Raw genomic sequence first — 13,552 nt, forward strand, 5'->3', positions numbered from 1 at the left:
GGTCCAGGGGTGCGGGGCTAGCCTGACCCCGTCAGATCTGACGGGTCATCAGAAAATGGAGAGCGCTCCATGACGGAACTGCCCCGCATCATCAGCGTCGACGACCACGTGATCGAGCCCGCCCACCTCTTCGAGACCTGGCTCCCGAAGAAGTACCGCGACCGGGGTCCCCGGCCCCTCACCGCCGGCATCGGCGAGCTCGCCTACGTCGCCGGCAAGTACCAGATCACGATGGACCCCGAGGGGCCGCCCACCGACTGGTGGATCTACGAGGACCTCAGGTTCCCGTACAAGCGCAACATCGCCGCCGTCGGCTTCGACCGCGACGACATGACCCTCGAAGGGATCACCAGGGAGGAGATGCGGCGCGGCTGCTGGGACCCCGGGGCCCGCCTCGCCGACATGGACCTCAACCACGTCGAGGCCTCCCTCTGCTTCCCCACCTTCCCCCGCTTCTGCGGCCAGACCTTCGCCGAGGCGCACGACAAGGAGGTCGCCCTCGCCTGCGTCCGCGCCTACAACGACTGGATGGTCGAGGAGTGGTGCGGCGACAGCGGCGGCCGGCTCATCCCGCTCTGCCTCATCCCGCTCTGGGACATCGACCTCGCCGTCGCCGAGATCCGGCGCAACGCCGCCCGGGGCGTCAGGGCCGTCACCTTCTCCGAGATCCCCACCCACCTCGGACTCCCGTCCATCCACTCCGGCTACTGGGACCCCTTCTTCGCCGTCTGCCAGGAGACCGGAACGGTGGTGAATATGCATATTGGATCCAGTAGCCAAATGCCGGCGGCCTCCCCCGACGCCCCGCCCGCCGTCCAGGCCTCCCTCAGCTTCAACAACGCGATGGCCTCGATGATGGACTTCCTCTTCTCCGGCGTCCTGGTGAAGTTCCCGAGACTCAAGCTCGCCTACAGCGAGGGCCAGATGGGCTGGATCCCGTACGCCCTCGAACGCGCCGACGACGTGTGGGAGGAGCACCGTGCCTGGGGCGGCGTCCGCGACCTCATCCCCGAGCCCCCGTCCACGTACTACTACCGGCAGATCTTCTGCTGCTTCTTCCGCGACAAGCACGGCATCGCCTCGCTCGACGTCGTCGGCCGCGACAACGCCACCTTCGAGACCGACTACCCGCACGTCGACTCGACCTTCCCGCACACCAAGGAGGTCGCCCTCGACCACGTCCAGGGCCTCGACGACGAGACCGTCTACAAGCTCATGCGCGGCAACGCCATCCGCATGCTCGACCTCGCCTTCGACCGCGACCGGGGCACGCGCGTCGACCGGGGCATCGGCTGATGGACCTGACGTACACCGACGAGGAGGAGGAGTACCGCGCCCGCCTGCGGGAATGGCTCACCGCGGCCCTGCCCGGCCTCCCCGCGCGGCCCGACCCGCTCGACTGGCCCGCCCGCCGCGCCTACGACTGCGGCTGGCAGCGCCGCCTGTACGACGCCGGATACGCCGACACCCACTGGGACGCCTCCCCCACCCAACGGCTCATCTTCCTGGAGGAGACCGAACGCGCCGGAGCGCCCTACGTCGGCGCCAACTTCGTCGGGCTCCTCCACGCGGGCCCCACCATCGCCGCCGAGGGCACCGCCGCCCAGCGCGAGCGGTGGCTGCCGCCGATCCTGCGCGGCGACGAGGTCTGGTGCCAGGGCTTCAGCGAACCCGACGCCGGCTCCGACCTGGCCTCGCTCAGGACCCGCGCGGTACGGGACGGGGACACGTACGTCGTCAGCGGCCAGAAGATCTGGACCTCGCACGCCGAGGTCGCCGACTGGTGCGAACTCCTCGTACGGACCGACCCCGCGGCCCCCCGGCACAAGGGCATCAGCTGGCTCGCGATGCCCATGGACACCCCCGGCGTCACCGTGCGGCCACTGCGCACCCTCGCCGGCTCGACCGAGTTCGCCGAACTCTTCCTCGACGAGGTACGGGTGCCCGTCACCCACCGCGTCGGCGAGGAGAACGACGGCTGGCGGGTCACCATGGTCACCCTCTCCTTCGAACGCGGCACCGCCTTCGTCGGCGAGGTCGTCGCCTGCCGCCGCCTCCTCGGCGAACTCGCCCGTACGGCCCGCGAGAACGGCACCTGGGACGACCCCGTCCTGCGGCGGCGGCTCGGCAGGCTCTCCGCCGAGTTCCAGACCCTGTGGCGGCTCGTCCAGGCCAACGTCAGCGAGGCCCAGGCCACCGGCGGAGTCCCCGGCGCGGGCGGCTCCGTCTTCAAACTGCACTACTCCCACGCCCGCCAGGAGCTGTACGAGGCCGCCGCCACCGTCCTCGGCACCGGCGCGCTCGACCTGGACCGCGAGTGGACCCTCGACCGGCTCTCCTCGCTCTCGTACACGATCGCCGCCGGCACCTCCCAGATCCAGCGCGACATCGTCGCCGAGCGCATCCTCGGCCTCCCGAAGGGACGGTGACCCCCGCCATGGACTTCCGACTCACCGAGGACCAGCGGGCCCTGCGGCGGGGCGTACGGGAACTGCTCACGCGCCGCTTCGACCGGGAGGCGCTGCGGGCCGCCGTCGACTCCGGCGCACTGGACCGGAAGCTGTGGCGGGAGCTCGGCGCGGCCGGGTTCTTCGCACTGCGGCTCCCGGAGGAGGAGGGCGGGGCGGGCCTCGGCCTCCCGGAGGCGGTGCTGCTCTTCGAGGAGGCGGGGCGGGTGCTGCTGCCGGGGCCGTTGGTGGCGACGCATCTGGCGGCGGGGGCTGTGCCGGGGGCGGGGGAGGGGGAGACGGTGGTGACCTCCGTGGACGAGGGCCTCGTCCCCTGGCTGGACGAGGCCGATGTGGTGCTCGGTGACGTGACGGGAGCCGTACCGATGCGGTCGGTGGATCCGCTGACACCGTTGCACAGCGTGCCCGGACGCGGGGGCGCGGCAGGGTCCCTGGAAGCCGTCCTGTTCACCGCTGCCGAGCAGGTCGGGAGTGCGGCCGCGACCATGGACGCCGCCGTCTCCTACGCCCGTGTGCGGGAGCAGTTCGGGCAGGCGATCGGGGGGTTTCAGGCCGTCAAGCATCTCTGTGCCGGGATGCTCGTCCGTACCGAACTCGCCCGTGCCGCCGTTCGCGCCGCCTCCGTCACCGCCGACCCCGTCGAGATCGCCGGGGCCAAGCTGCTCGCCGACGACGCCGCCACCGGCAACGCCCGCGACTGCCTCCAGGTGCACGGCGGCATGGGCTTCACCTGGGAGGCGGACGTCCATCTGCACCTCAAGAGGGCCTGGGTGCGGGCCGGGCTCCGGCTGCCCGCCGCGCGGGCCGAGGAGGCGGTGGCCGACGCCCTGTAGCCGGCGGTGGCGCTCCGCGTCCGCCGGGTCACGCAATGTCGATACCGGGTTGTGTCCTGCGGCGGGGCCGTCACGGCCCGGAGTCGGCCTCCGGCTCCGGTACGCTCCGTGGGATGCGAGTGCATGTTGACCCGGATCGTCCCGGTGTCGCCCCCGGGGTGACTCCGGCTCCGGGAATGCGCGCCGCTCGCGCCCCGAGGATGCGCCCTGCGCGCTCCTGTTCGACTCCCCGCAGCGTGCGTCGCACAGTATGGACTACGCGTACTCCTTCGCGCTGGAATATGCCCGAAGCGCTTGTTGCGGTGACTGTACGTCAACCATGCTGTCTCGCAAGGGAATCACGTTCCGTAAGGGCGTCGATGGCTGTGAGGCGCGAGGCGATGTGTCCGCCGGTTCGGATGGTGTGAGCGGTGCAGGTGCTTCAGGTTCAGTTGGAGGTCGGGCCCGACCCGGCGGAGGTGGGGCGAGCCCGGAGGTGGGCGCGGTCACGGCTCGCCGGCTCGGGCATACGGGATGACGAGCCGCTGGCCGAGACGCTGGTGCTGCTCATCTCGGAGCTCGTGACCAACGCGGTGGTGCACACCGGCTGTCCGGCCGTGCTGCGGATGCTGTTCGTGGCGGAGGGCGGGGTGCGGGTCGAGGTCGCCGACGCGAGCGACCGCCCGCCGAAGCCCCGGCACGCGGAGGGCGAAGACACCAACGGGCGCGGTCTCGAGCTGGTGGACGGCCTCGCGGACCGGTGGGGCTGGCAGCCCGAGGGCACGGGCAAGAGCATCTGGTGCGAGGTGGACAGGGCGCCGGTCGGGCCGGGGCCGGTGCCGGGGCCGTCGGTGTCGCCCGGCCGGGTGCACTGTTGACGGTTCGTTCCGTTTTGCCCACCCTGGTGTGAGCGATGCGCGGCGAGGGGAGCCGAGGGCCGTGGGCCCTCGGCGTGTGCGGGTCGCTGCCGGGTGGCGGCGGCCGTGCCGCCGCCCATCGGCCTGAACCGGAAGGCGGGGCCCGGTCCCTACAGGATCGCGACCGGGGCCACCGGTGTGCCCGTGCCGCCGACGAAAGGTTCCGGCATCGCGGAGAGCAGGAACGCGTACCGCCCCTCTTGTGCACAGGCTGTGGACAGAGATTCCAGATTCCAGTTCTGCCCCTGGAGCATTCCCATCTCGACCAGGTGGAGGGCGTGCACGGGCAGCCACAGGTCCTCGATCTCCGGCGGGAAGATCTCGAACGTGAGCGTGTCGTCGGCGACGGCCGCGACGTCACGGGCGTGGAACCACTCCGGCGTACGGACCGAGAGGCCCGGTGACGGGAAGGCGTACCCGTGCCGGTCCCCGGCCAGGTACAGCCGCATCTGACCCGTCCGTACGAGCACGATGTCGCCGGAGCGGACCGTCACCCCGCCGAAGTCCGCCGCCTCGTCCAGGTCCTCGGGGGTGACGGCGTGGTCACCCGGCAGCCGGTCCACGCCCTTCGCGGCGGCGACGTCGAGCAGCACCCCTCGGCTCACGAGGTGCCGGGCGGTGTGGATGCCGCTGAACTCGGAGCGGCCGTGCGGGGTGATGGAGGAGGCGGGCCGGCCGTTGTAGATGCGGCCCGAGTGCGAGACATGGGTCAGGGCGTCCCAGTGCGTGCCGGCCTGGAGTCCGAGGGTCACGGCGTCGTCGCTGGTGGCGACCGTGCCGGGGCCGAAGAGCTCCTGGTTGATCTGGACCATGACGTGGAGCGGATTGACCCGGCCGGGGATCATGCCGGTCTGCACGCCGTCCTGTCGGAGGTCGACGGCGAGCGGGACGCGGTGGCCGGTGCGGACGGTGGCGACGGCGGCGCGTACGACCTCGTCCGTGACGAGGTTGAGCGTGCCGATCTCGTCGTCCTGGCCCCAGCGTCCCCAGTTGTTGACGCGCTTGGCGATCTCGTGGAATGCGGCGGGCAGAGACATCGGGGGCCTCCGGGGTCTTGTTTTCCCGTATCTGACGGACCGTAGAATCCTGACGACGAACGAATCTAACGGACCGTCAGAAAGTGCGGGAAGGGGCCGGGCGTGGGGAACTTCTTGACTGGCAAGGTCGTCGCCGTCACGGGCGCGGGACGGGGCATCGGCCGCGCCGTCGCCCTCGCGTGCGCGGCGGAGGGCGCGAAGGTCGTCGTCAACGACTACGGGGTGTCGATCGAGGGCGGGGAGCCGACCTCCGAGATCGCCCTCTCCGTCGTGAAGGAGATCGAGGCGGCCGGCGGCACGGCCGTCGCCGTCGCCGACGACATCTCGACGATGGCGGGCGGACAGCGGGTCGTCGACACGGCCCTCGCGGAGTACGGGCGGATCGACGGCGTCGTCTGCGTCGCGGGCATCCTGCGCGAACGCATGCTCTTCAACATGTCCGAGGAGGAGTGGGACCCGGTCGTCGCCACCCACCTCAAGGGCACGTTCACCGTCTTCCGGGCGGCGTCGGCGGTCATGCGCAGGCAGGGCGCCGGAACCCTGATCGGCTTCACGAGCGGCAACCACCAGGGGTCCGTGGCCCAGGCCAACTACTCCGCAGCGAAGGGCGGGATCATCTCGCTCGTACGGTCGGCGGCGCTCGGCCTCCACAAGTACGGGGTCACGGCGAACGCGGTGGCGCCGGTGGCGCGGACACGGATGTCGGCGAACGTTCCCATGGAGCTCAAGGAGATCGGGGAACCGGAGGACGTGGCGGCGCTCGTCGTCTACCTGCTCTCCGAACGGGCCCGGGAGGAGCGGATCACCGGCCAGGTCTACACGATCGCGGGCCCCAAGATCGCGGTCTGGGCCCAGCCGAGGGAGCTGCGGGCGGGGTACGCGGAGGGCGGCGGATGGACCCCTGAGCGCATCGCGGACTTCCTGCCGGGGACGGTGGGGACGGACCCGATGCCGATGCTGGCGCGGCTCGAGGAGATGGCACGGGCGGCGGCGGAGGGCTCCCGGCCCAACGCGGCGGAGGGCCCCCGGCCCCACGCGGGGGAGGGTTCCCGCCCCCACGCGGTCGCGGAAGGCTCCGGCTCCGACGCGGCCGCGCCGACGGGTACCAAGGAGAACGGCTCATGAGAGGTGTGGTGTTCGACGGGAAGCAGGTGCGGGTCGTCGACGACCTGGAGGTACGGGACCCCGGGCCCGGGGAGGTCCTCGTGGGGATCGCCGCCGCCGGGCTCTGCCACAGCGACCTCTCCGTCATCGACGGGACCATCCCCTTCCCCCCGCCCGTCGTCCTCGGCCACGAGGGGGCCGGCGTCGTCGAGGCCGTCGGCCCCGGCGTCACCCATGTCGTCCCCGGCGACCACGTCGCCCTCTCCACCCTCGCGAACTGCGGCGCCTGCGCCGACTGCGACCGGGGGCGGCCCACCATGTGCCGGAAGGCGATCGGGAGGCCGGGGCAGCCGTTCTCGCGGGCCGGGCAGCCGCTCTACCAGTTCGCCTCGAACTCCTCCTTCGCGGAGCGGACCGTCGTCAGGGCCGTCCAGGCCGTGAGGATCCCGCGCGACATCCCCCTGACCTCCGCCGCCCTCATGGGCTGCGGCGTCCTCACCGGCGTCGGAGCCGTACTGAACCGCGCGAAGGTCGGCCAGGGCGAGACCGTCGTCGTCATCGGCACCGGCGGCATCGGCCTCAACGTCCTCCAGGGCGCCCGGATCGCGGGCGCCCCGACGATCGTGGCCGTCGACACCAACCCGGCCAAGGAGGCCGTGGCCCGGCAGTTCGGTGCCACCCACTTCCTCGCCTCCACCGACGGCGTACGGGACGTCCTGCCCACCGGCGCCGACCACGTCTTCGAGTGCGTCGGCCACACCGGCCTCGTCCGCACCGCCATCGACCTCCTCGACCGGCACGGCCAGGCGATCCTGCTCGGCATGACCGCCCCGAAGGCGGAGGCGAGCTTCCCGCCGGCCGCGATGTTCCTCGACAAGTCGATCCTCGGCTGCCGCTACGGCTCCTCCCGCCCCCAGCGGGACATCCCGCTCTACGCCGACCTGTACCGCTCGGGCCGACTCCTCCTCGACGAACTCGTCACCGCCACCTACCCCGTGGAGGAGTTCGCCCGAGCCGCCGAGGACGCCGAACACGGCAAGGTGGCCCGGGGGGTGCTCACGTTCTGACGGAGGCCGGGGGCGCGCGCCTCTGACGGGCCGGACCCCGCTTCCGGCCGTCCGGGCCCCGCTTCCGGCCGTCCGGGCCCCGCTGAAACGGGCTGGGCCCCAGGGGCGTACGGCCGTTACGGTCCTGATCATGTCCTACCGCGAGCTCGCCACCCGACCCGTCCTCGCCTGGTGTGCCGTCACCGCCGCCGGGCGGCTGCCCGTCGCCATGGCACCGCTCGCGCTCGTCTTCCTCGTGCGCGAGCGGCCGGGCGGATACTCCCTCGGAGCCGTGCTGGCCGCCGCGTACGTCATCGGGGAGATCGTCGCCGCCCCCGTCCTCGGCCTCCGCATGAACGCCGAACGGGCCCGGCCGCAGCTCGCCGCCGGACTCGCCGTCGGTGCCGCCGGGTTCGCCGGACTCGGGTTCGCCCCCGACGCGCACCCCCTCGTCCTCTCCGTCCTCGCGGTGCTCGCGGGCGCCGGTCCCGCGGCCGTGGCGGGTGGGCTGCGCGCGCTGCTCACGAGCATGGTCCCCGAGCGGGCCGTCACCCAGGCGATGAGCATGGAGTCGATGCTGACCTTCGGCGTCTGGGCGGCCGCCCCCGCGCTCGCCACCGGCCTCGCGCTCGGCGTCGGCGCCGCCGTACCGCTGCTCCTCATGGCCGCCCTGATGGGGCTCTCCGTGGCCGGGATGTGGCTGCTTCCGGCCGGCTGGGCGGCCGAGCCGCCGGAGAAGGGGGTCTCCGCGCGGCGGGCGCTGCTGCGGGCCTGGCCCGTGTACGTCCTCGGGGCCGCCGGGCTCTCGCTGCTCGCGCTTGCCGAGCTGGTCCTGCCGGCCCTCCTCGAACAGCGGGGGATCGCCGTCGGCTGGGCCGGTGCGCTGCTCGCCGGGTTCTCGATCGGTTCGGCGGCCGGCGCGTTCGTCTACGGCCTGCGGGGGCGCTGGCCGGGTCCGCTGCTCGTGCAGTCCGTCGTCCTGGTGCTCGCCGTGACCGCCGGAGTCGCCCTCGTCGCCCTCCTGCCCTGGACCGCCGCCATCGGCGCCGTCCTGGTCGCCGCCGGACTCCTCCAGGCGCCCGCCGCGCTCACCCGCAACCTCGCCCTGCGCCGGATCCTGCCGCCGTCCGCGCTCGCCGCCGGATACTCGGTCATGTACGCGGCTGTCGGCGCCGGTTACGCGGCGAGCGGCGCCCTCGCGGGCGGCCTGCTCAAGGTGGTGGCCCCGTCGACCGCGATCCTCTACGGCGTCGCGCTGACCGTGCTGCTCACGGCGGTCGGCGCGGTGGGGGAGCGGCGGCTGACCCGGGGGACCGGGGACGCTCAGGAAGAGGCCGCGCCCGTGGAGGAGCGGAAGGTGCGCCGGTAGGACGTGGGGGTGACGCCGATCGCGGTCATCAGGTGCGTCCGCAGCGACTGGGCCGTGCCGAAGCCCGCGTCCCGCGCTATCCGGTCGACGGGCAGGCCGGTGGACTCCAGGAGGTGCCGGGCGCGTTCGACGCGCTGCTGGGTGAGCCACTGGCCGGGGCTGATGCCGACCTCGTCACGGAAGCGGCGGGTGAACGTCCGTACGCTCATCGCCTCCCTCTCGGCCAGGTCCCGCAGCTGGATCGGCTCGTGGAGGTGGGCGAGCGCCCACGCGCGCGCGGTGGTCGTGGTGTGGGTGCCGGCCTCCGGCAGGGGCCGCTCGATGTACTGGGCCTGGCCGCCGTCCCGGTGCGGCGGCACGACCGTCCTGCGGGCGACGTCGTTGGCGACCGCCGTGCCGTGGTCGCGGCGCACGATGTGCAGGCACAGGTCGATCCCGGCGGCCACACCCGCCGAGGTGAGGACGTCGCCGTCGTCGACGAACAGGACGTCCGCGTCGACGCGTACGCGCGGGAAGAGACGCTGGAAGTGCTCGGCCGATGACCAGTGGGTGGTGGCCGGGCGCCCGTCGAGGAAGCCGGCGGCGGCGAGCACGTACCCGCCGGTGCAGATGGAGACGAGCCGGGTGCCGGGTCGGATGTGGCCGAGGGCGGCCGCGAGGTCGTCGGTGAGCCTGCCCTCGTCGTAGACGGGACCCAGTTCGTACGAGGCGGGCACGACGACCGTGTCGGCGGTGGCGAGCGCCTCCGGGCCGTGCTCGACGTGGATCGAGAAATCGGCGTCCGTGGGGACCGGGCCCGCGACCGGGGCGCAGGTCACCAGCTCGTACAGCGCCCGGCCCGTACGGTCCTTCGCGCGGCCGAAGATGCGGTGCGGAATGCCCAGTTCGAAGGGGAGGAGGCCGGGAAGCGCGAGGACGGCGACGCGGTGCGGGGGCGGTTCGGGTGGCGACGGCACGGGCGGTGCTCCCTTCGGAGGCCGGTCGAAAATCGGTGGTGGTCCAGACCACTCGGGTGATAGGTCAGCTGTTCGTGACGGACAACACGTACAAGTCTGAGGCCCCCGGGCGGATTCCCGCACCGGTGGAGCCGCCCGCACTGTGGAACCGTAACTTCCGGCTCTTCTTCGTCGCCCGGGGCGTCGCCGTCTTCGGCGAGGGCATGGTCCCGGTCGCCTTCGCCGCCGGACTCCTCGGCGCCGGCCACCCCGGCTCCACCGTCGGCTACGCGCTCGGCGGCTGGACGGCCGCCTTCGCGCTCTTCGTCCTCTTCGGCGGCGTCCTCGCCGACCGGTTCACCGCCCGCCGCATGATGATCCTCGCCGATCTGCTGCGGCTGCCCGGAGCCGCCGTCCTCGCCGTCTCCTTCACGCTCGGCAGCCCCCCGCTGTGGGCGGTGTACGTCCTCTCCGTCGCCGCCGGCACGGGCGCCGCCCTCTTCCAGCCGGGCGTCGCCTCCACCATCCCGCGCATCGCCCCCGACGTGCAGCGCGCCAACGCCGTCCTGCGGGTCGTCGAAGCCCTCATGACCATGGCGGGCCCGGCCGCCGCCGGCCTGCTCGTCGCCCTGTGGAACGCGGGCGCCGCCTTCGCCGTCAACGGCGTGACCTTCGCGGTCAGCGCCCTCTGCCTCGCCCTCCTGCGCATCCCGCCCCTCCCCTCCGACTCCCTCCGCCGCGACTCCCTCGGCGCCGAACTCATCGGAGGCTGGCGCGAGTTCAGGTCGCGGAGCTGGCTCTGGGGGGTCATCTCCATCTGGACGGTGTACGGGCTGACCGTCGCGGGCCCCATGGTGCCGCTCACCGCGAGCCTGGTCACCGGGGACCACGGCTCGGCCACGTACGGCGTGCTCATGGCCGTCAACGGCGCGGGCAGCGCCGCCGGCGGCCTGCTCGCGCTCCGGCTGCGCCCGCGCACGCCCCTCGCGGCGGGCGCGGTCGCGCTCCTCGGCCTCCCCGTGAACCTCGCCCTGCTCGGCCTGGGCGCGCCGGTGGCCCTGCTCGGCGCCGGGCAGTTCATCGGCGGGGCGGCCTTCGCGTTCTGGCTGGTGATGTGGTCGACCGCGGTGCAGACCCACGTACCGCAGGAGGCCCTGAACCGGATGCACGCGTACGACGTGGCCGGCTCGCTCCTCATGATGGGCGTCGGCCGGACCCTGTCGGGACCGGTGGCGGCGGCGGTCGGCACGGAGGCGGTACTGCTGACGGGGGCGGGCATCGCGGTGCTCGTGGTGGGCGCGCTGCTCGCGGTACGCCCGATCAGGACGCTGCCCCGGGTGTAGGTCACCGGTGTCCCGATCCTTTGCAAACCTGTCATTCGGGCCAATGGCGGGGCGGCGGCGGAGACGGGACGCTCGGTGGCATGGCCCAGACAACCGAGAGCCGCGCAGGTCAGGCCCCCGACCGCCGTCCCGTCCGCACCCCCCGTATCCACCGCGCCTGGTTCGTCGCGGCGGTCACCTTCGTCACGATCATCGGCGCGGCGGCCTTCGCCTCCCTCCCGGGCCTGCTGATCGAGCCGCTGCACGAGGAGTTCGACTGGTCGCGGGGCACCATCGGCTTCGCCGTCTCGGTGAACCTGGCGCTCTACGGCCTGACCGCGCCCTTCGCCGCCGCCCTCATGGACCGCTTCGGCATCCGCCGGATCGTCGCGGCGGCCCTGACGGTGATCGCCCTCGGCTCGCTCCTCACCGTGTGGATGACGACCCCCTGGCAGCTGATCCTCTACTGGGGCGTCCTCGTCGGCCTCGGCAGCGGCTCCATGGCCCTCGCCTTCGCCGCGACCGTCACCAACCGCTGGTTCGTCGCCCGCCGGGGCCTGGTCACCGGCATCCTCACCGCCGCCGGCGCCTCCGGCCAGCTGGTCTTCCTCCCCCTCCTCTCCTACCTGATCGAGCACCACGACTGGCGCCCGGCGGCCGTCACCGTCTCGCTCGCCGCGCTCGCGGTCGTCCCCTTCGTGTGGCTGCTGCTCCGCGACCACCCGGCGGACGCCGGGCTCGCCCCGTACGGCGGGGAGTACGCCGACAAGCCCGCCCCCGTCCCCGGCGCGGCCCGCCGCGCGGTCACCGTCCTCCTCAAGGCGGCCCGCACCGGCCCGTTCTGGCTCCTCGCGGGCACCTTCGCGATCTGCGGGGCCTCCACGAACGGCCTCGTCAAGACGCACTTCGTGCCCGCCGCCCACGACCACGGGATGCCGGTGACGGCGGCGGCCGGACTGCTCGCCGTGATCGGCGTCTTCGACGTCGTCGGCACGATCGCCTCCGGCTGGTTCACCGACCGCTTCGAGGCGCGCCGGCTGCTCGCGGTCTACTACGGGCTCCGAGGCATCTCCCTCCTCTTCCTCCCGCTGCTCCTCGCCCCCTCGGTCCACCCCCCGATGCTGTTCTTCATCGTCTTCTACGGCCTGGACTGGGTGGCCACCGTCCCGCCCACGATCGCCCTGTGCCGGGAGCACTACGGCGAGGACTCGGCGATCGTCTTCGGCTGGGTCCTCGCCTCCCACCAGGTCGGCGCGGCGGCCGTCGCCTTCGCGGGCGGCGTGGCCCGCGACGTCTTCGGCACGTACGACGTCGTCTGGTACGCCTCGGGCGCGCTGTGCGCGGCGGCGGCGCTGATGGCCCTGGTCATCCGACGGCCCCGGGGGGAGCGGTCGTCCCTGGCGGGAGCATGATGATCCCCGGGGGTGATCGCATGAGCGGTCCTGACACGGGGCGTACGCACGCCCGGATGCTGAGGGTCTCGACACTGGCCCTGCTGCTGGAGGCCGGAGTGGCCCTCGCGGTACTGATGACGGTCGGCACGACCACGGAACCGGCGCCCGGGGACGACACGGCCGGCGGGGGGCTGTGGCTGCTGTCGCTCCCGTTCGTGGTGGTGTTCTGCGTGCTCGCGGCGTTCGCGGTGTCCGCGGTGCTCGTCCTGCCGGTGGTGCTGCTCGGTGAGGACCTGGGGCGGAAGCCCGGGGGCCGGCCCGTCTGGTGGCAGCTGTCCCTGGCGGCGGTCGCCGGGGCCCTCCTCGCACCGGTCGCGGGTGTCCGGGGATGGCTCGTGGGCTGGGCGGTGCTCGCCGTGGCGGCGCTGCTCACCCGGCAGGCGCGGCAGGGGTACTTCGTGATGCTGCTGCTGTGGGGCACGCTCGCCGTGGTGAGCGCCTTCATGGTGGGCGGAATGGTCCTCTACGTGGCGGACTGACGTCCGCGGCTAGGAGTCGAACCGCCCGAACCGCCCCCGGTGGAACAGCAGCGGCTCGCCGCCGTCCTCCGTCGCGCCCAGGGACTCCACCCGGCCCACCACGATCAGGTGGTCGCCGCCCGTGTGGACGGTGGTGATCGTGCAGTCGATCCAGGCGGGGGCGTCGGGCAGCCGGGGTGAGCCGGTGGCCGGGGACGGGGTCCACTCGACGCCCGCGAACTTGTCGGCGCCGCTCACCGCGAACGTCCGGCACAGGTCGCCCTGGTCCGCGCCAAGGACGTTGACGCAGAAGCTCCCCGCCGCCGCGATTCGCGGCCACGTCGTCGACGTGCGGGCGACCATGAAGGCGACCAGGGGCGGGTCGAGGGAGAGGGAGGCGAAGGACTGGCAGGCGAAGCCCGCCGGGCCTTCCGTGTCGAGGGCCGTCACGATCGTGACCCCGCTCGCGAAGTGGCCGAGGACGCGGCGGAACTCGGCCGGGTCGACGGGTGGCCGCTCGTCCTCCCGTACCGCGCGCAGCACCGGCCGGGGCAGTGGTTCCACAGCCGTCGGCGAACCGGCCGCTCTCAGGTGTCGGACGGCGGTGGCCGCCATCCCCGCGTGTCCCAT

13 protein-coding genes are annotated in these 13,552 nt (G+C 73.1%); 10 read left to right on the forward strand and 3 right to left on the reverse strand.

What is annotated here, in order from left to right; genetic code table 11:
• Positions 1-69 precede the first annotated feature (69 nt).
• The 4 genes from ACZ4VK_RS15010 to ACZ4VK_RS15025 all read left to right on the forward strand — a co-directional run bounded on the left by ACZ4VK_RS15010 (position 70) and on the right by ACZ4VK_RS15025 (position 4,158).
• Positions 70-1,296: an amidohydrolase family protein gene (locus ACZ4VK_RS15010; RefSeq protein ID WP_468352302.1), complete on the forward strand. Its 1,227-nt coding sequence runs from the start codon at positions 70-72 to the stop codon at positions 1,294-1,296.
• Positions 1,296-2,429, forward strand: a complete 1,134-nt coding sequence (locus ACZ4VK_RS15015) for an acyl-CoA dehydrogenase family protein (RefSeq protein WP_468352304.1) — start codon at positions 1,296-1,298, stop codon at positions 2,427-2,429. The genes ACZ4VK_RS15010 and ACZ4VK_RS15015 overlap by 1 nt, the downstream gene beginning before the upstream one ends.
• 8 nt (positions 2,430-2,437) lie before the next feature.
• Positions 2,438-3,301, forward strand: a complete 864-nt coding sequence (locus ACZ4VK_RS15020) for an acyl-CoA dehydrogenase family protein (protein WP_468352305.1) — start codon at positions 2,438-2,440, stop codon at positions 3,299-3,301.
• A 410-nt stretch (positions 3,302-3,711) separates the two neighbouring features.
• Positions 3,712-4,158: an ATP-binding protein gene (locus ACZ4VK_RS15025; RefSeq protein WP_468352307.1), complete on the forward strand. Its 447-nt coding sequence runs from the start codon at positions 3,712-3,714 to the stop codon at positions 4,156-4,158.
• A 149-nt stretch (positions 4,159-4,307) separates the two neighbouring features.
• Here the strand turns inward: ACZ4VK_RS15025 and ACZ4VK_RS15030 are convergent, their stop codons facing one another.
• Entirely contained in the window at positions 4,308-5,234 is a 927-nt protein-coding gene (locus tag ACZ4VK_RS15030; protein WP_468352309.1) for a cyclase family protein, read from the reverse strand.
• Positions 5,235-5,336: 102 nt separating this feature from the next.
• On the opposite strand from ACZ4VK_RS15030, the gene ACZ4VK_RS15035 reads away from it, so the two are divergent.
• The 3 genes from ACZ4VK_RS15035 to ACZ4VK_RS15045 all read left to right on the forward strand — a co-directional run bounded on the left by ACZ4VK_RS15035 (position 5,337) and on the right by ACZ4VK_RS15045 (position 8,753).
• A complete protein-coding gene (locus ACZ4VK_RS15035) occupies positions 5,337-6,359 on the forward strand; it encodes an SDR family NAD(P)-dependent oxidoreductase (RefSeq protein WP_468352311.1) in 1,023 nt (340 codons plus the stop codon).
• The gene (locus tag ACZ4VK_RS15040; protein ID WP_468352312.1) at positions 6,356-7,405 is read left to right on the forward strand and encodes a Zn-dependent alcohol dehydrogenase; all 1,050 of its coding nucleotides are present in this window, start codon (positions 6,356-6,358) and stop codon (positions 7,403-7,405) included. Before ACZ4VK_RS15035 ends, ACZ4VK_RS15040 begins: the two co-directional genes overlap by 4 nt.
• A 130-nt stretch (positions 7,406-7,535) precedes the next feature.
• A complete protein-coding gene (locus ACZ4VK_RS15045) occupies positions 7,536-8,753 on the forward strand; it encodes an MFS transporter (protein ID WP_468352313.1) in 1,218 nt (405 codons plus the stop codon).
• Here ACZ4VK_RS15045 and ACZ4VK_RS15050 read toward each other — a convergent pair.
• Positions 8,708-9,709, reverse strand: a complete 1,002-nt coding sequence (locus ACZ4VK_RS15050; RefSeq protein ID WP_468352315.1) for a GlxA family transcriptional regulator — start codon at positions 9,707-9,709, stop codon at positions 8,708-8,710. The genes ACZ4VK_RS15045 and ACZ4VK_RS15050 overlap by 46 nt on opposite strands.
• A 68-nt stretch (positions 9,710-9,777) precedes the next feature.
• Here ACZ4VK_RS15050 and ACZ4VK_RS15055 point away from each other — a divergent pair, with 68 nt between their 5' ends.
• The 3 genes from ACZ4VK_RS15055 to ACZ4VK_RS15065 all read left to right on the forward strand — a co-directional run bounded on the left by ACZ4VK_RS15055 (position 9,778) and on the right by ACZ4VK_RS15065 (position 12,943).
• Positions 9,778-11,031: an MFS transporter gene (locus ACZ4VK_RS15055; RefSeq protein ID WP_468353280.1), complete on the forward strand. Its 1,254-nt coding sequence runs from the start codon at positions 9,778-9,780 to the stop codon at positions 11,029-11,031.
• Positions 11,032-11,111: 80 nt separating this feature from the next.
• Entirely contained in the window at positions 11,112-12,422 is a 1,311-nt protein-coding gene (locus ACZ4VK_RS15060) for an MFS transporter (RefSeq protein WP_468352317.1), read from the forward strand.
• A gap of 20 nt (positions 12,423-12,442) precedes the next feature.
• Positions 12,443-12,943 (forward strand): hypothetical protein, encoded by a 501-nt coding sequence (locus ACZ4VK_RS15065; RefSeq protein ID WP_468352319.1) that lies wholly within the window; start codon positions 12,443-12,445, stop codon positions 12,941-12,943.
• A gap of 9 nt (positions 12,944-12,952) precedes the next feature.
• Here ACZ4VK_RS15065 and ACZ4VK_RS15070 read toward each other — a convergent pair whose 3' ends face one another.
• Entirely contained in the window at positions 12,953-13,537 is a 585-nt protein-coding gene (locus ACZ4VK_RS15070) for a flavin reductase family protein (protein WP_468353282.1), read from the reverse strand.
• Between the last annotated feature and the right edge of the window lie 15 nt (positions 13,538-13,552).

The organism is Streptomyces sp. NPDC028711, from assembly GCF_055565415.1.

Bases quoted from the DNA above. Each gene is read 5' to 3' on its own strand.
- ACZ4VK_RS15010 (WP_468352302.1), top strand. From the start codon at position 70: ATGACGGAACTGCCCCGCATCATCAGCGTCGACGACCACGTGATCGAG.
- ACZ4VK_RS15015 (WP_468352304.1), top strand. From the start codon at position 1,296: ATGGACCTGACGTACACCGACGAGGAGGAGGAGTACCGCGCCCGCCTG.
- ACZ4VK_RS15020 (WP_468352305.1), top strand. From the start codon at position 2,438: ATGGACTTCCGACTCACCGAGGACCAGCGGGCCCTGCGGCGGGGCGTA.
- ACZ4VK_RS15030 (WP_468352309.1), bottom strand. From the start codon at position 5,234: ATGTCTCTGCCCGCCGCATTCCACGAGATCGCCAAGCGCGTCAACAAC.
- ACZ4VK_RS15040 (WP_468352312.1), top strand. From the start codon at position 6,356: ATGAGAGGTGTGGTGTTCGACGGGAAGCAGGTGCGGGTCGTCGACGAC.
- ACZ4VK_RS15045 (WP_468352313.1), top strand. From the start codon at position 7,536: ATGTCCTACCGCGAGCTCGCCACCCGACCCGTCCTCGCCTGGTGTGCC.
- ACZ4VK_RS15060 (WP_468352317.1), top strand. From the start codon at position 11,112: ATGGCCCAGACAACCGAGAGCCGCGCAGGTCAGGCCCCCGACCGCCGT.
- ACZ4VK_RS15065 (WP_468352319.1), top strand. From the start codon at position 12,443: ATGAGCGGTCCTGACACGGGGCGTACGCACGCCCGGATGCTGAGGGTC.
- ACZ4VK_RS15070 (WP_468353282.1), bottom strand. From the start codon at position 13,537: ATGGCGGCCACCGCCGTCCGACACCTGAGAGCGGCCGGTTCGCCGACG.